We start from the raw sequence: 17,022 nt of genomic DNA, 5'->3' as shown, positions 1-17,022 counted from the left end.
GGCTCCTTAACAGGTCATCCCCTGCCGCGTTCAGTCCGGCAGGGGATGGATTCTTTTATCCGAGCATAACGATTACTGCACGTCCTTGAGCGACCATTGCGGCAGACTCGTTGCCAGGCCGTAGAACGGACTCACAGCCAAATTCTCGATCCGGGCATTGTATGCGTACACGCTCTTCTTGTAGCTTGTGAAGATGACCGGAAGCTCGTCGTTCAGCAGCTGGTAGATTTCCTTGTAGATCGCTTTGCGCTGCTCGATGTCGGTCGTCTCCAGGCCTTTTTTGTACAGCTCGGTGAATTTCGGGTTGCTGTAGCCTTTGACCTCTCCGTCCACGAACTGCATCAGGCCATCCGAAGGATCCGTAAGCATCGGCGTCGAGAAGGAGACGAGATCGTAATCCCCGCCTTCCACCTTGGAGACGAGAGAGTTGAAGTCGGCGAAGATTTCCGGCTGGAATTCCACGCCGAGCGCCTGATAGTTCTCTTTGGCTACGGCGATGAAGATATCCGTGTTCTTGCTCTTGGAGCCGAGATAATGGATCGTCAGCTTCTTGCCGTCCTTCTCGCGGATGCCGCCGGCGCCTTCTTTCCAGCCGGCTTCATCCAGCAGCGATTTCGCTTTGTCCAGGTCGTATTTGTACGGGTTGATGCCTTCTTCCGTGTACGCCCACGAGATCGGGGACGAAGGAATGTTGGCGATGCTGCCCGCTCCCTGCGCCGCATCCACGTAGATGCTTTGACGGTCGAGGCCGTAGGTCAGCGCCTGGCGCACCTTTTTGTCCTTGAGAGCTTCATGCTCCAGATTCACCTGCAGATAACCGTAGGTGCTTGGCGTATACGGAACGATATTCACGAATCCGAGAGACTTCAGCTTGTCGATGTTTTCCTGGGTGGCGCTGAAGGAGGCATAGTCGACCTCTCCGGTTTCCAGGTACTGCCAAGTGTCGCCTTCGGATGTTTTGTAGATGAAATTCGGCGTTTTCGGCTTGTCGCCGTAGTAGTTCTCATTGGCTGCGAAGCGCACTTCCTGCCCAGGCGTGAACTTGACCAGCTTATAAGGCCCGGTGCCGACCGGAGTGGCGCTCAACGACTTCATATAGCCGGTGTCGCCTTGTTTGTAGTCCTTGCCGTAGTACGCCTTGGACAGCACATCGCCGCCGAGCGTCGTCAGCGCGGCTGCATTGGCCTTCTCCAGCGTGACGCTGATCGTCTGCGGATCCGCGACCTTGATGCCTTCGATCGAAGCGGCCTTGCCTTCTTTGTAGGCCTCTGCGCCTTTGATGCCGAGCGTGTTGACCTGCGAATCGCCGTCATAGGACTTGTCGTTCAGGATCGTCCAGGTGAAGGCGACGTCTTCGGCCGCAAGCGGCGAGCCGTCGCTGAACTTCAGCCCTTGGCGAAGATGGAACGTATACGTCAGGCCGTCCTCGGAGGCTTCCCATTTCTCGGCCAGGCCCGGAACCGGCTCCGCCTTGTCGTTCACGAGAACGAGCGGGGTGTACAGCAGCGAGGACACGTTGCCGTCGTAACCGCTTTGCTGGAAGTAAGGCGTGAAGGCGCCGCTCGGGTCGGTCAAGCCGACGATGATCGTGTCGGTGCGCTGCTTGGCTGTCGCCGGCAGCTTGGATAGATCGGCTGCTTGGATGACACCCGCTGCGCCGTCCGTTGAAGCGCCGCCTGCATTGTCCGCGCCAGCGTTCACGGCTGTATTCGTCGTTCCCGATGCTCCATCGGCGGCGTTGTTTACGTTGCCGCTGTTGTCCGAGCATGCGGACAGCAGCAGCGCTCCCGCCAGCAAAACGGAGATGGATGCAGAGACTTTCATTCTTTTTTTCATAAGACCCTCCCGCTCAATCGAATAGCAGAGTATAATTCCGATTGATTAAGTATGAATTACTGAATTATCCCCATTATAGGAGCCCCATCCGGTTCTGTAAAGAGAGAACTTCAAATATTTTCTCCCTACAAAGAAAAAATAAGCCATAAAAAGAACCATTCCAGTCGATCGTCACATCGAATCTAAAATGGCTGGGTGCGGCTCAGCCTCGATATAGGCCTTCAAAGCCGCCTGCATCCTCTCCAGAGTCCCTTTCCGCAGGCTGTACACGGTCAGCGTCTCCCCTTCAAAATGGGCGTGGATGAGTCCGGCGCTCCGCAGCTTGCCGACATGGTCATGCGTAATCCCCTTGGACAGCTGCAGATGCCTGACGATCTCGATGAAGCTGCGCGGCCCTCCATGCAGGTAACGGAGAATCTTGAGCCGGCTCTTCTCGCCGAGGCTTCGGATGACACGGAAATCATGGGCGGAGAGGAAGTCGTCCTCGCTCATATCGATTCTTGCGGAATAGTAGCAGATCGTAAGCCGGCGGAAATGGCTGATGATATTGACCGGCTGGAAATGCATCTGGGGAATGAGCACCAGATCCTCCAGTCCCGGCATCGCCTCGAACACGAGACCGTTGGTCGTCTCATCGACGAAAGCCTTCTTGTCCGACCCGGGCAGGACGGCTTTCCGCTCCTCCTCTACTTGCCTCAGCCTTTCCAGGATCGCCGGATCGGCCGAGTGGAAATATTGCTCCTGCCAGCGGGAGAAGACGGAAACCGTCAGCTCCCTGAACGCCGCCATATCCTCCGGGAACTGGCTGCTGTACGGCGCCATCATTTCGTACATCTCTCCTGCGCTCAGACCGCGGAGCCAAGCGACGAAGCCCGCGACGTCATCCGCCGGACACAGGTGGATCAGCAAGAAGGTGAACTTCCAGTTGGCGTCGATCGCCAGCTCGTCCAGCAGCGCGGCGAAATCCGGCGTGAGCCGATCCCTGACCTCCGCCGCCCATGAGGACGGAAGATCCAGCTTTTTATGGGATTTGCGGCATATATAAGCGTGCAGACTGCTCATCGCTTCATGCAGCGGCTTGAACATGATGTGGACTTGATAGGTCATAATGGCACGCCCTTTTTGCGCTATCCTTGAAGATACCAGTTTGGGCGTATTCTACACGAAAACCCATTTGTTCTGCAAGCCAAAAATCAGTATCATGCCAGGTAGCTTTCTTTGACCTGCTCATCGACGATGAGCTCGGACGCCTTGCCCTGCATCGTAATTTCCCCGGTCTGGATGACATAGCCCCGATCCGCGATCTGCAGCGCATGGTAGGCGTTCTGCTCCACGAGCAGGATCGTCATGCCGGACGCGTTGAGCTCCTGGATGATTTCGAAAATCTGATCGACAAGCACGGGCGCAAGCCCCATCGACGGCTCGTCGAGCAGCAGGATATCCGGCTTCATCATCAGCCCGCGGGCGATCGCCAGCATCTGCTGCTCCCCTCCGCTCATCGTGCCGCCCGCCTGCCGGTATCTTTCCTTGAGCCTGGGGAAATAAGCAAACGCCTGCTCGATCCTTTCCTTGACGACAGCTTTGTCCTTGACGGAAAAAGCTCCCATCTCCAGGTTCTCCTTGACCGTAAGCTTCGGAAAAATCCGTCTGCCTTCCGGGACGTGGGCGATGCCGGCAGCCGCGATCTGATGGGGCAGCCAGGAGGCGACCCCCTCCCCTTTGAAGCGGATTTCTCCCGAGGTTTTGACCTGTCCGCAAATCGACTTGAGCGTGGTGGACTTGCCGGCTCCGTTGGATCCGATCAAGGTGACGATTTCTCCTTCGCCGACGGTCAGAGATATTCCCTTCAGCGCTTCGATTCCTCCGTAATAGGCCTGCACCCCGTTCAGCTCCAGCAAGCTCATGCCATCATCCCCTCTTCCACGGCGCTTTTGCCCAAATAAGCCTCGATGACTTTCGGATTGTCGCGGATGGCGGCCGGGCCTCCTTCCGCGATCTTCTCCCCATGGTCGAGCACGAGGATATGCTCGGCCAGGCGCATGACCAGCTTCATGTCGTGCTCGATCAGGATGACCGTCAGCTCGAGCTCCCGCTGCATCCTGCGGATCAGCGCGGTCAGCTCAGTCGTCTCGCGCGGATTCATGCCCGCCGCCGGCTCGTCCAGGAGCAGCACCTTCGGCTTGACGGCAAGAGCCCGGGCGACTTCCAGCCTCCTTTGCGCGCCGTAAGGCAAGCTGGACGCCTCCTCGTTGAAGTGCTTTTCAAGGCCTACATACTGGAGCAGCCGGTAAGCCTCCCGCCTCGCCTCCTGCTCCTCATGCCGCACTTTGCCCAATCCCAGAATAGTGCCAGGTATCCCCGACTTGAGATGGATATGCATGCCGACCATGACGTTTTCCAGGACGCTCATGCTTCCGAACAGACGGATGTTCTGGAACGTCCGCGCGATGCCAAGCTTTGCGATCACATGCGGCTTTGCCCGTACCAAGGATTTCCCGTCCAGCTCGATGCGGCCCCCGTCCGGAACATAGATGCCGGTGATCAGATTGAAAAAGGTCGTTTTCCCTGCCCCGTTGGGACCGATGACAGCCGATATTTCTCCTTTCGGAAAGCTGTAATCAACCCCATTCACGGCAACGAGGCCGCCGAAGCGCTTCTTGAGATTTGATACCGTCAATATCGCCATGAGGCACCTCCCATCGAACGATTTACTTGCGGATTGCCGTCCTGCCGGCAGACGCCGGATAAACGCCGCTTCCCGCGACGGATTCCAGACTGACTTTGCGGTTGCGTGCCCGGATCAGGCCGTTCGGCCGGAATATCGCGAACAGGATCAAGATCAGCCCGAAAATAAGCCGCTGCATTTTGGAAGGAGACAACGCCGTAGGGATCCCGATGTAGCCGTTGTTGGATAGGGCGTTCAGCGCGCTCGTCAGCTCGGTCAGCACCTGCAGATTCAGGATCGTAATGAGGCTCGCGCCCAAAATCACTCCCGGCACGCTGCCCATTCCGCCCAGCACGACCATGACAAGAATCGTCGTGGATTCCACGAGCGTGAAGCTTGTCGGATCGATGAAGGTCTGCTTGGCTGCGAATACGACGCCCATCATTCCGGAGAAGGAAGCTCCGATCGCGAAGGCTGCCAGCTTGGTCCGGATCAAGGGGATGCCCATCGACTGCGCGGCGATCTCGTTCTCGCGGACCGCCTTCCACGATCGCCCGAGCCGGGAATGCTCCAGCCTGCGGACCGCGAAGATGACAAGGGCAAGAATCCCGATCACGATAAAGTAAAATTGATGCGGAAACGTGAACTTGAAGCCGAACAAGTCCGGCGGCTGGATGGAGGACAGGCCCATGGCCCCGTTGGTTATATTGACCGGCTTTTCCATATTGTTGAAGATGATCCGGATGATTTCCCCGAATCCAAGCGTGACGATGGCCAGATAGTCGCCTTTGACGCGAAGCACGGGCAGACCGAGCAGAATGCCGAAGATGCCGGCCATGAAGCCGCCCAGCAGGATGAAGATCCAGAAGCTGCCGCCCGGCAGCGGGAACAGGCTGCCGGAAATGAAGTTGTTCGCCTGCGCCGTGGCAAAGATGCCGTAAGTGTACGCCCCGACTGCGAAAAAAGCGACGAAGCCCATATCCAGGAGTCCGGCAAAGCCGACGACGATGTTGAGGCCGAGCGCCATGGCGACATAAATGCCGCATTGAGCCGCTACTTCCATATAAGCCTCGTGCGACGGCCCTCCGGAGGCCGCGAAGGGGATGATCAGCAGCAGCAGGATGCCGGCAGATACCCACTTGATGCCGTTTCCGAAGCCGGTGTAATACAGCAGCAGCAGCGAGCCGAGCAGCAGCAGGAAGGCGAGAACGGATTTGTCCATCAGATAGACTGCAGCGGAAGTCGCGACGACAAAAGCAGCTAGAAGCCCTGCCTGCGCGGACTTGCTGCCGGCAAGCCTCTCGCGGGTTGGATTGATTTGCATATCCGCCACCTACACTTTCTCTTTGACGGCTCTGCCGAACAGGCCCTCGGGTTTGAAGATCAGGACGATGATGAGAATGGAGAAGGCGAAGACGTCCTTGTATTCGGCTCCAAAGCTGCCGCCGGTCAGCGTCCCGAGGTTCGAGGAGGCGAACATCTCCAGAATGCCGATGACGAAGCCGCCGAACATCGCGCCGCGGATGTTGCCGATTCCGCCTAGAACGGCTGCCGTGAACGCTTTCATGCCGAGAATGAAGCCGATATAGGGATCGATCGTCCCGTACTGCTGGGCGAACAGCACGCCGGTAGCTCCGCCGAGCGCCGATCCGATGAAGAAGGTCAGGACGATGACCTTGTTCACATTGATGGACATGAGGGAAGCCGTCTCGCGGTCTTGGGCGACGGCTCGCATCGCAACGCCCCATTTGCTCCGGTTGACGAACCGGTCCAGAGCGACCATGAGCAGCAGGGCGGCGCCGAGAATGATGAGGGTGTTGGTTTTGACGGTGGCATCGCCGAATATGCTGCTGATGGAGGAGGCGCGCAGGCTCATCCGCTCCCCGTATATGGAGCTGCTGCTCACGATATAATTGCCTGTCCGCAGCTCTGCGATGAAGCGGACGACGTCCTGGAGGACGAAGGAGACGCCGAAGGCGGCAATGAGCGAGATCAGCTTCGGAGCCTTGCGCAGCGGGCGGTAAGCCACCCGCTCGATGCCCACCCCGAGCGCGCCGGTGAACATCATCGCGATCAGCAGGATGAGCAGATAGAACAGCCAGGGCGGCAGGCTTGCGGCGAGTCCCGTTCCTTGGGCAGCGAGCAGCACAGCCGTGCCGACGAAAGCGCCCGTCATGAAAATTTCTCCGTGCGCGAAATTGATGAGTTCAAGAATTCCATATACCATCGTGTAGCCCAGCGCTACGACCGCGTAGATCGCTCCGAGCGCCATGCCGTCGATCAGCACCTGGGGAAGCGTATGCAGGATGTCGTTCATCTTATGGGCTCCTCTCCGATTCAAAAAGCAGGCGCGGAACGATCCCTTGCGGGAATCGCGCACGCCTGCGCGGCATGTCCGGCAGTTACTGGCTGACCTCCGATATCATGCTGCCCGGATAGGAAGCTCCTTCGAATTTGTAAATGAACACTTTGGCGTACAGATTGTCGCCTTTGTCGTCAAAACTCACTTTGGTCGCCACGCCTTCAAAGTCCTTCGTCGCCCGCACCGCGTCGCGGATCTTCTCGCGGGCAGGCAGCTTGCCCCCGTTGTCCTCGATGCTCTTCTTGACGGCGGCCAGCATGACCGACATCGAATCATAGGCATAGACCGAGTAGCCTTCCGGCCCTTTGCTGAATTTCGCCTGATAGTTGTCCGCCCACTGTTTGTTGGACTTCGTGATGTCCCCTGCGACGGAACTGTACAAAGTGCCGGCGACATCCTGTCCCGCGATGTCCGCCATGCCGGAGGAATCCAGCGCGTCGCCGCCCATGAGCGGAGCTGTGATCCCTTTGTCCTTCGCCTGTTTCACAAGCAGGGCGCCTTCCGCATACATCCCCCCGAAGAAGATGAGATCCGGCTTCTTGCTCTGGACGGTCGTCAGCACGCCGTTGAAGTCCTTCTCCCCGACCGTAATGCCCTCGTACCCGACGATGGTTGCTCCCGCTTCCTTGGCCGCATCCCGGAAAGCTTCGGCCAGTCCTTGGCCGTAAGCCGTCTTGTCTTGTATGACGAAGATGTTTTTGGCATTCAGCGTCTTCACCGCATATTGGGCTCCGGCAGGGCCCTGGAAGTCGTCGCGCGCGACGACGCGGTTGGCCACCTTGAGCTTGCGGTCGGTGAACTCCGTCGCCGTGCTGGCGGGGGAGATCATCGGCAGATTGTATTTTTCATAGACGACGGAGGAGGGGATGGAAACGCCGGAATTAAGATGGCCGATGACGCCCACGACGGCCTGGTCGGCGCCGATCTGCTCGGCGTTGGCAACACCCTTTTTGGCATCGCTCTGGTCATCGTACGGGACCAGCTCTAGCGTAAAGCCCAGCTTGGAGAACTCGTCCTTGTGGTCGTCGAGCGACAGCTGGGCTCCGAGCTTGATCGCCTCTCCCTGAATCGAGCTTCCGCCCGACAGCGGAGACTGCGAAGCGATCTTGATGACCTGTCCGCCGCTTTTGGCACCGCCCTCTTGGTTCGATGACGAATTGCCGTTTCCGGAGCCGCATCCTGCAGCCAATGCCATCACCAGAACAATCGCGGCAAGTCCTTTTCCTTTTCCAATCCCCTTTGAATTCATTCATTGTCCTCCCGTTTCATGTAATATTACTTAACATATATATAACGAACGCAAGGTTAGTATACCTACGAAGATGAGGTTCAGCAATCCGGTGTAACCTATCATTTTACAGTTTGTAAAAAAATAATTCCCATAATAGGGAATAGAGGATTAGTTACAGAAAGTCAACCATCTATCTTTTGGAATAAAATTTCAGATAATTATTGAAACGAAGATTATTTTATTCAGTTTCCCGGTTTTGCTAGCACATCCTATCGGGACATCGAATGAAATCAACGAAAAAAAGACCCTCGCCGTCCTCCGATTCAATCAGTGACGTTGAAGGTCTTTCGCTCATGACGACTGCTTAGGGACTAGACGGTTTCAATGATGGACGAATGGCCATCCGCTGCCGCAGGAGGCTTCATTCCATCTGTATGGCCCGCGCTCCCCTGCACGCCGACCAGCTTGTATACTCTGGACTCGTAAGGCTTCAGCGCGATTCCGGCGATATTTTCTTCGGCATCCGTCAGGTAGTTGGCCAGCAGCAGCTCGGAAGGACGGAAGGCATATTCCTCAGGAAGCTGCGCGGACGCATCGACAGGGAACAGATTGCAGAGAACGAGCAGCTTCTCGTCTCCATACGTTCTCGTATAGGCGTATATCTGCGGATGGTCGGCCAGAATCAGATCGTAAGTCCCGTATACGGCGGCGAGATTTTCCGTGCGCAGCCGAATCAGGCGCTTGTAATGATGGTAGATGGAATCCGGATCTTCCATCGCCTGCTGGACGTTGATTTCCGAATAATTCGGATTGACCTTGAGCCAAGGCGTTCCGGACGTGAAGCCGCCGTTCTCTTCCCGGCTCCACTGCATCGGCGTGCGGGAGTTGTCGCGTCCGGTTTTCCAGATGATCCGCATGATCTCGTCATGGCTCATGCCGTTTTCCGTTTCGAACCGGTACAGGTTCTTGATGGCTACGTCATTGTAATCATCGATGGAAGGGAACTGGACATTCGTCATGCCGATCTCCTGGCCCTGATAGATGAACGGCGTTCCCTGCATCAGGAAATACATCGTAGCCAGCGACTTGGATGATTCCTTCCAATAGACGCTGTCGTCGCCCCAGGTGGACACGGAGCGCGGCTGGTCATGGTTTTCCAGGAACAGTGCGTTCCATCCCATTCCTTCAAGCCCTTTTTGCCAGCGGGTAAGCGTAGACTTCAGCTGCGCCAGATCGATGCCGCCGGCGACGCTCTTGTTCCATAGGCCCAGATGCTCGAATTGGAAAATCATATTGAACGCGCCTTTGTCCTCGCCGACCCATACCTCGGCATCCTGGACCTTGACGCCGTTGGCTTCGCCGACGGTTACGATATCGTATTTCGAGAACGTCTCTTGCTTCAGCTCTTCCAGGAACTCATGGATTCCCTCGCGGTTCATGTGCCCGTCGAAGGAAGGGACGTACTTCAGATTGTCGGGATTCGGCATATCCGTAAGTCCCGGAATCTTTTTGATATGCGAGATGGCGTCAACACGGAAGCCGTCGATGCCTTTGTCCAGCCACCAGTTGACCATCCCGTACAGCTCTTTGCGGACCTCGGGATTTTCCCAGTTCAGATCCGGCTGGCGGCGGGAGAAGATATGCATGAAATACTGTCCGCTCTTCTCATCGAATTCCCAGGCCGGGCCGCTGAATATGCTCTCCCAGTTGTTCGGCTCGCTGCCGTCCGCCGCAGGATCGCGCCAAATGTAGTAATCCCGCTTCTCGTTGTCCTTGCCGGAGCGCGACTCGATGAACCATGGATGCTCGTCGGAGGTGTGGTTGATGACCAGGTCGAGAATAAGCTTCATCCCTCTGGCATGCACTTCTTCCAGCAGGAGATCGAAATCCTTCATCGTGCCGAACTCCGCCATGATGTCCTGATAGTCGGAAATATCGTAGCCGTTGTCGTCATTCGGCGATTTGAAGACGGGGCAGATCCAAATAATGCCGATGCCCAGCCCCTTGAGGTAGTCGAGCTTGGAGATGATGCCCTGAAGATCTCCGATTCCGTCCCCGTTGCTGTCCATGAAGGAACGCGGGTAGATCTGATAGGCCACAGCTTCTTTCCACCATTTAATGGATGCGGTTTGCATGGTGCTTGTCTCCTCTATTATAGACCGGGATTTTCTTTGTACAAACGTTTGCATAAAAGCAATTATAGCATAATTTAAAAGAGTGGAAAAAGCCTCATTTTCATTATGGACGCTAGTCGGGGCGTCTATTCCTGCATGCGCTCCTTCAGCAGCCTGCGAAGCCTTCCCGCCAGCAGGCGGACCGCTTGGGACGGCTTGCGGTCACGCGGCCTGACCAGCCACAGGCTTAGATGAGAATCCGTCTGAATCGAAATTCACATTTTCTCCACGTATTAAGTGTATTATGAGCAATAATTCTGCTATATAAATGACCACACTCATCCATAAAGGCAACATTTACAACTCCAAAATTCTTATCCGCGTTTAACATTCGATTCACCTCGCTCCTTTAGTCCTTGGTCTAAAACACAAACAAATTATCCGAAGAAGGATACTACATTTCAATGTAAAAAATATAGAAGGGAGACCACATTTTAAGGTAAATGGTCTCCCTTGCCTATCGCGGATGCTATCTACGTGGCGTTCTGTAATTTGCCATGGAACACTCGCAAATCTCAATTGGTCCACTTGCAACACCATTAATCGACATTATCTAACTGTACAGGCTGCTGCAGCGCGGGAACTTGAATATTCACCTCTCCATTTCTACTTTCTTTTTTTTGTTAATCGTGGACAAGTGGAGCACGCCGAAAAATGCCCCTGGTGAAAATGATTTTATTTTTTCATAATATTACAGGAATTTTCTGTTGATTAAGCTAACTTTTAGTACAATGAGAGACAAACAAACCTTTTCAGGAGGAAAATGGATGATCAAGAAACTACTGGAACTATTTCGACTCGACAAGTCGCTGGAGGACAAAAAGCAGCAACTTGGCGACATGGAGGCCAAAATCAGGCGACTGGAGCAAATGGTCGAAGAAGCTGTTGCACCTGCGCGGGCGGCAGCGGAAGAAAAGGGCATTCAACTGATCCAGGCGTGCTAATCAGGAAGCGGACACCATCAAGGAGCGTGCCTCCCGCGAGGTTGTAGATCTCCTCCGCAAAAAAGAGTCTCTTCTCAGTGAAGCGGCAGAACTCGAGACGGCCAACCAGAAGGCTGCGAAAGAAGTGGCTAAGCAGGAAAAAGCAGCGCGCAAATGCAAGGTCGAGGTTCTTGGGGTCAAGAACCTCATGGAGCAGTTCCCTTCTGCGATTAACATCACGGTCATCGAACAGCACGTTAAGCATCTGGAAGAGGCGATGGACAAGGAAGGCGTGCTGGAGCCTATCGTCCACCTGGAGCTGCATCATAAGGACTCCAAGACACTGCGCACAGAAATGAACGCGAACAACAAGGACATTCGCAATTTGCTCGATGCCTACCGCATGCGGTATACAACCAAGGCAAACATGGCCATTTACGAACTCATGGTGATCGGCCTGCAGGCCGAGTTGCAAAACATCCTTTACACCCTAAGCTATAACAGCCTCGACAAGGCGCTTGTGAATTCCAAGGCCCTGATGGAGAAGTACCTCACAATCTGCGCGGCGGGCAACGCAAGCATCCTACCGACGGTGACCCGTTTCCTCTCCGAGCTTGGCCCACTCTTTGAGGCCGCGATCCGCATTGAGTATAGGTACTATATACAAAAAGAACAGGAGAAGGAAGAACAGCGCCGAATCCGCGAGATCATGAAGCAGGAAGCCGAAGAGAAGCGGCTCCTCGAAGAAGAGCGCAAAAAGATTGAGAAAGAGGAAGAGAAGTACCTACAGGAAATCACAAAAAACAGGGAACTCTTAAGCGTGGAAACCGACGCTGCAAAAATAGCAGCGCTTGAAGCGCGTCTTGCGGAGCTGTCTGAACAGGTCGAGAAGCTCGAAGACGTCAAAGAAGAGATTATCAAACGTGCAAACGGCAAGGCAGGTTATGTCTATGTAATCTCTAACCTAGGCTCCTTTGGCGAAGAGATGTTTAAAGTAGGTATGACGCGTCGCCTTGACCCGATGGAACGCATTGACGAGCTTGGCGATGCTTCGGTTCCATTTAAGTTTGACGTACACGGGCTTATCTTCAGCAACGATGCCGTCGGCCTTGAGCAAAGGCTGCATACCGTCTTGAAGCGGCAACGGGTCAACAAAATCAACCTGCGCAAGGAGTTTTTCTACGCCACCGTGAGCGAGCTGCAGACAATCATGCAGGAGATCGATCCTGCGGCCGAGTTTACCACCACCATGGCCGCGGCCGAGTACCGCCAGAGCCAGAGCCTGCGGGAGGAAGAACTGGAAAATGCACAAGAAACGGTACCTGCGTAAGAAAATTCCGCTCGCTATGCCTGGCTTTGTTGGTTTACGTTTATGAAAAACATAGAAATATCGGCAGCCATGGACGAAAATATATAGCCCTATGCTATCGCTGTTTTATTGAGCTAACGTTCCCCGTTAGTTCAACATTCTCCCCAAATTGAATCTATTTTTGAATAAGAATGTTGATTACTCCATTACTCTTTGTATATTGGACTTCATTCCCGTAAGCCTCTGCAATTCCTCTGAACGGCAAATAAACACGCCCGTTTTCCAAAACCGCTTCTTGGCGAAGCTCAAAGATCTCACCATTATCTTTAAATTCTTTTTCCCCGATCTTTATCGAAAATCTTTCTCTTATGTAATCGTCAGAATCGGTAAAAGCAAACATCAAAGTTTTATTAGTATTGTCCCACGAGATCCCTTTGCCTGGCACCAAAAAAGGGAGTACGCCCGCTACACAAGTGGGATTCACCAAGATACTTCCATTTATTATCGTGTAATCTTCATTGCTTAATGTTACTTCATTTCCATCTGGGTATCCTACTTTTACAGAATCGGGAAAAGGTGCCGCGTTTACGGGGACGTCGAGTGCGATCAAGACTATTGAAAACAAAACAACTGTGAGAATACCTCGTATTTTCATTAACCAAACTCCTTTTTTATCATTTTTTGATTACCTATATTAGGACGATAATGTTTGGAAAATGTTGCATTATCCTGCCCGTTAGCTTAATACATGTTGCCAGTCTACAACATTATTTTCACTGCACAATAAAATTTAATAGGGTCCTCCTTACTTCGTAGGATGACCCTTGATATTAAGCTTCACCTGTAACTATATGGCTCCGACCGACTAATATACCGTCCATATTATTGGCCTCATCGAATAACCAGTTCAAATCAATATTAAATTTTTTTCTAACTCATAAAGAGTTTCTGCCGCTGGTTTTGTTTTCCCCTGCCCGATCTCGCTTAATCTTCCTTGGGAAATCTCTATGGTCTCGGCAAAATCAATCTGATTTAATTTATGCTCTTTTCGAATGGCTTTAATTTTCTCACCAATTGCATTCATCTTTGGAACTCCATATATAACGAAAATTAGGCCGTCCTCAGCTTGTAGGACGGCCCATGATGTTTAATTAGTGGTTCCACAGTTTTTTTACTAGTTCCATAGTTTTTTACTGGTTCCACACTTTTTATCATCAGACACGTTTGTACAGTGACATTAATGTTGGTGTCTAAAGAATCCAGTAATAACAAGGATTTTTAGGATTTTGGCTTATTATTAAAATTACATTATTGTTGGTGCCCAAGAAAACCACTTTCGGCCCCGATTACATTAATGTAGGTGTCTTATAATTACATTATAGTTGGTGCATTGCTTTTGCAGACTACTCCCTAGAGCATCACTCTACAATCCGAACGCGCCGGTGGCGCATCGATTAATATAAGACTCCGCGAGACTGCTATCCCATTAAATACAAATGCTTTGAATCTCCATAGCCTTTAACTTTCTTGACATCAGGAATTACTAGACGATTTTTGAATGCAAAACTTTATTGTAAAAACAATACTATATTGTAGTGAATCAACTGGGTGTTGGCGTCCGAGAAAAGACTCTTTAACCCTCGATTAGATTAATGATGGTATCTAATTCTGAATCTTCAACCCACTGACTGATCAAATATATATTATTGCCGGACAAGTAACTGGAGGGACCAAATCCCTTGGTTAATCCTTCTTGATCAAATTCTAAGTTGTAGGACCCATTAATTGAAAATGTGGTTTTATCATGTACAAGATGCTGTTCATTAGAAATTAAATCACGTAGAACTAACGCACCTTGTACTCGTTCGAAAGAAAAATGATATTCTTGAGATGAACCGCCGCTTACAAAACGCCCTCCTTCTATTTCTTCTCCAAACATTTGAAAGGCAGATCCGATCAATCCAGAAATATTAAAGATCGGTGAAATACCAAGTTTTTAAAATGATGATGACCCACATTTAACTAATACTTCCTTTATCTCATTTCGAAGTTTTTCAGCTGTCGGCCGCAAAATAAAATCATTTGACTGAACATAAGCATCTAGCTTCTCTTGAAGTATACCTTCAATATTAGGAATATTTTCACCGTTGCCGATAACTTTGACTCCATCAGGCACAACGGAAATCTGGAGTCCTCGCCCTGCTAGGCCTTTAATTTGAAATACTACGTTCTGATTTGTTTCTGTATCTACATTGATGCCAAAACCTCCAAATAAACCTGTTCAGAATATGGGGTTTGCTCCGTCATATTTCTTAAAGAAGAAATTAATGGGCCATCCTCGTCGCATAAATTGACCATGTTAACATGCTGAATAACTCGTTGAATGACCGTCATTGCTAGCCCCCATATTGATACCGAACCCGCTGTAAAAAAAGCAAGCCGATTATCAAAGGCAAGAAACTTTGACATTGCATCAACTTGATTTGCCGTGTTGACAGAACAATAGCCAAGCCCGTAAAGGGCTTGGCTTGGTCGTACTCTGCGGTCCGGCGGCCGTTTACAGACCAGACCGCTTGTCCTTATCCGATTTTCCAGTCGATTTTCTCCATGATGGCCTTCAGCGACCGAATATTCTCCTTGGCATACCAATCCGGCTCGGACTGGCGGCTGTGGAAGCCGATCTCGGCGGCGAGGTAACCGCCGTAATTGATGTCCTTCAGTGCTTGCAGCACCGCTTCAAAATCGCCGCGGCCGTGTCCGGGCGGCAGACGGTCGCTGTCCGAGATGTGGACATGGTGCAGCTTGTCGCCCATCCGGTACACATAATCGCTCGGCACCTCGTTGCGGTACAGGGCGTGAATCGTATCGAACATCAGCTTCACGTTGTCGTGGCCGGACTGCTCGGCGAGCAGGATCGCGTCGTCGGCCGATTCGATCAGGTTGCTGTCCGTCGGCGTCGGCTCGATCACGAGCGTGATGCCCAGCTCCTTCGCATACGGCACAATCTTGTCGAGCGTCTCGAGACTATAATTCCAGGCTTCCGTCTGCGACGTACCGAATACGACCCAGCCGGCCACATAGATGACGGTCGGGCACTCCCAATCGTGGGCCAGCCGCAGAATGTCCTTGTAATGCTCCACGACCCAAGCGCGCTCTTCCGCTACCGGCGAGCTCGGGTTGTTGCCCGGTCCGCCTCCCGGCGCCGGAAGCATCGACGAGACGGCGAGCTTCTCCCTGCGCAGCAGGGCGAGGATGTCCCGGCGGCGTTCGGCGGTCAGATGCGGGGGCCAGGCGTGGGGGCTGGCGCAGCCGATCTCAATCGCATCATAGCCGAAGCCCGCAATGCGCCGGATCGTCTCCTCGAGTGGATACGACGGAACCCATACGGGGAAGCTGCTGTACACCCAGGTATTGAACGAAAGTCCTTTCATCGGTACACGTCCTCTCGGAAGAATAGTCTTGCTTCTTGTATCGCCCGCGTCAGTCCCAGAGAAAGACCGCTTTCTCCGTCTTGCGCTCGTCGAACATCCGGAACGCGGTCTCCGCTTCCCCGATCGGGAACGTGTGGGAAACGAGCTTCTCCACCGGAAGGCCCTTCTCCATAATGAACCGCGTGATTTCGTCATATTCGAAGATGGGAAAATACCAGGAGCCCATAACGGTGACCTGCTTGCGGATCAACTGATTGCTGGGATGGATCGTCAGTTCGCGGCATTCGCCGATGAACGCGGCGCGGCCGTGCGGCCTCAGGGCGTTCAGTGCCGTATTTTCCGCGTGCGGGCTGCCGGAGCAGTCGATCGCGGCATCGGCGCCGCGGCCACCCGTAATCTCCATCACTCGGGCCAGCACGTCTTCCTTGCCGTTAATGACATAATCGGCACCCAGTTCCTTGGCGACCTCCAGCCGCTCGTCCAGCATGTCGACGGCGATGACGGTCGCGCCGAGCCCCTTTGCGACCATGACGCCGGCGCCCCCCATCGGGCCCATGCCGAAGATGACCAGCGTGTCGCGGCCACTGATGGCCAGCCGCTTCTGCGCGTGGTACAGCGTGCCGACCGCATCGGTAGATACCGCTGCCACCAGGTAGCTCATGCGGTCGGGGATGCGCATGCAGTTCTCAGCAGGCACGACCATGTAGTCCGCGTCGCCGCCGTGTTGGTCAAAGCCGATGCATTTCCATTCCGGGCAAAACATCCGGTAGCCGCTCTTGCAGTGCGCGCATTCGCCGCAGCCGACGGCGAGGTACACTGCCACGCGGTCGCCTTCCTTGAAGCGGGTTACGCCTTCGCCCACCTGCACGATTTCACCCGCCGGTTCATGACCGGGGTGGATGCAGCCGGATTTGGTCGCTTCTCCTCCAACCACCGCATCGCTGCCGTAGTACAGGCTCATATCGCTGCGGCAGATCGCGGACGCCTTCATCTTGATCAGCACTTCGCCGCCGCCCGGCGAAGGAATCGGAACTTCCCTTATTTCGACCTTCTTGTCTCCCGGAAAAACAACCGCCTTCATCATGATGAGT

Annotated in this window: 15 protein-coding genes; 2 read left to right on the top strand and 13 right to left on the bottom strand. The window is 53.5% G+C overall.

All coding sequences use genetic code 11. The features are described 5' to 3' along the window. Positions 1–72 precede the first annotated feature (72 nt). From AC06G8_RS06515 to AC06G8_RS06480, 8 genes are all read right to left on the bottom strand, one after another. Positions 73–1,836 (bottom strand): ABC transporter substrate-binding protein, encoded by a 1,764-nt coding sequence (locus AC06G8_RS06515; protein WP_447665341.1) that lies wholly within the window; start codon positions 1,834–1,836, stop codon positions 73–75. 171 nt (positions 1,837–2,007) lie between these two features. Continuing rightward, entirely contained in the window at positions 2,008–2,943 is a 936-nt protein-coding gene (locus tag AC06G8_RS06510; protein ID WP_447665342.1) for an ArsR/SmtB family transcription factor, read from the bottom strand. Positions 2,944–3,035: 92 nt separating this feature from the next. Beyond that, positions 3,036–3,740, bottom strand: a complete 705-nt coding sequence (locus AC06G8_RS06505; protein WP_447665343.1) for an ABC transporter ATP-binding protein — start codon at positions 3,738–3,740, stop codon at positions 3,036–3,038. Further along, positions 3,737–4,522 carry an ABC transporter ATP-binding protein gene (locus AC06G8_RS06500; RefSeq protein ID WP_447665344.1) on the bottom strand — a complete coding sequence of 262 codons (786 nt, stop codon included), beginning with the start codon at positions 4,520–4,522 and terminating at the stop codon, positions 3,737–3,739. Before AC06G8_RS06500 ends, AC06G8_RS06505 begins: the two co-directional genes overlap by 4 nt. A 22-nt stretch (positions 4,523–4,544) precedes the next feature. Further along, a complete protein-coding gene (locus AC06G8_RS06495; protein ID WP_447665370.1) occupies positions 4,545–5,825 on the bottom strand; it encodes a branched-chain amino acid ABC transporter permease in 1,281 nt (426 codons plus the stop codon). Between the two features lie 9 nt (positions 5,826–5,834). Then, the gene (locus AC06G8_RS06490; RefSeq protein WP_447665345.1) at positions 5,835–6,818 is read right to left on the bottom strand and encodes a branched-chain amino acid ABC transporter permease; all 984 of its coding nucleotides are present in this window, start codon (positions 6,816–6,818) and stop codon (positions 5,835–5,837) included. An 85-nt stretch (positions 6,819–6,903) separates the two neighbouring features. Further along, positions 6,904–8,112 carry a branched-chain amino acid ABC transporter substrate-binding protein gene (locus AC06G8_RS06485; protein ID WP_447665347.1) on the bottom strand — a complete coding sequence of 403 codons (1,209 nt, stop codon included), beginning with the start codon at positions 8,110–8,112 and terminating at the stop codon, positions 6,904–6,906. A 353-nt stretch (positions 8,113–8,465) separates the two neighbouring features. Continuing rightward, the gene (locus AC06G8_RS06480) at positions 8,466–10,229 is read right to left on the bottom strand and encodes a glycoside hydrolase family 13 protein (RefSeq protein ID WP_480284773.1); all 1,764 of its coding nucleotides are present in this window, start codon (positions 10,227–10,229) and stop codon (positions 8,466–8,468) included. A gap of 806 nt (positions 10,230–11,035) precedes the next feature. On the opposite strand from AC06G8_RS06480, the gene AC06G8_RS06475 reads away from it, so the two are divergent. Both AC06G8_RS06475 and AC06G8_RS06470 read left to right on the top strand, forming a co-directional pair. Then, positions 11,036–11,212 (top strand): hypothetical protein, encoded by a 177-nt coding sequence (locus AC06G8_RS06475; RefSeq protein WP_480284772.1) that lies wholly within the window; start codon positions 11,036–11,038, stop codon positions 11,210–11,212. Positions 11,213–11,336: 124 nt separating this feature from the next. Further along, positions 11,337–12,521 (top strand): GIY-YIG nuclease family protein, encoded by a 1,185-nt coding sequence (locus tag AC06G8_RS06470; protein WP_480284771.1) that lies wholly within the window; start codon positions 11,337–11,339, stop codon positions 12,519–12,521. A gap of 154 nt (positions 12,522–12,675) precedes the next feature. Here the strand turns inward: AC06G8_RS06470 and AC06G8_RS06465 are convergent, their stop codons facing one another. The 5 genes from AC06G8_RS06465 to AC06G8_RS06445 form a co-directional block, all read right to left on the bottom strand. Then, positions 12,676–13,155 (bottom strand): stalk domain-containing protein, encoded by a 480-nt coding sequence (locus AC06G8_RS06465; RefSeq protein ID WP_480284770.1) that lies wholly within the window; start codon positions 13,153–13,155, stop codon positions 12,676–12,678. A 252-nt stretch (positions 13,156–13,407) separates the two neighbouring features. Further along, on the bottom strand, positions 13,408–13,584 hold the full coding sequence (locus AC06G8_RS06460; RefSeq protein WP_480284769.1) for a helix-turn-helix domain-containing protein: 177 nt from the start codon (positions 13,582–13,584) through the stop codon (positions 13,408–13,410). 549 nt (positions 13,585–14,133) lie between these two features. Further along, the gene (locus AC06G8_RS06455; RefSeq protein ID WP_480284768.1) at positions 14,134–14,439 is read right to left on the bottom strand and encodes a hypothetical protein; all 306 of its coding nucleotides are present in this window, start codon (positions 14,437–14,439) and stop codon (positions 14,134–14,136) included. Positions 14,440–15,079: 640 nt separating this feature from the next. Further along, the gene (locus AC06G8_RS06450; RefSeq protein WP_480284767.1) at positions 15,080–15,931 is read right to left on the bottom strand and encodes a sugar phosphate isomerase/epimerase family protein; all 852 of its coding nucleotides are present in this window, start codon (positions 15,929–15,931) and stop codon (positions 15,080–15,082) included. Between the two features lie 49 nt (positions 15,932–15,980). Continuing rightward, entirely contained in the window at positions 15,981–17,015 is a 1,035-nt protein-coding gene (locus AC06G8_RS06445; RefSeq protein ID WP_480284766.1) for a zinc-dependent alcohol dehydrogenase family protein, read from the bottom strand. Positions 17,016–17,022: the final 7 nt, after the last annotated feature.

The organism is Paenibacillus sp. SJS-P3, assembly GCF_056711585.1.
This window is presented reverse-complemented; position numbering and strand designations above follow the sequence as displayed.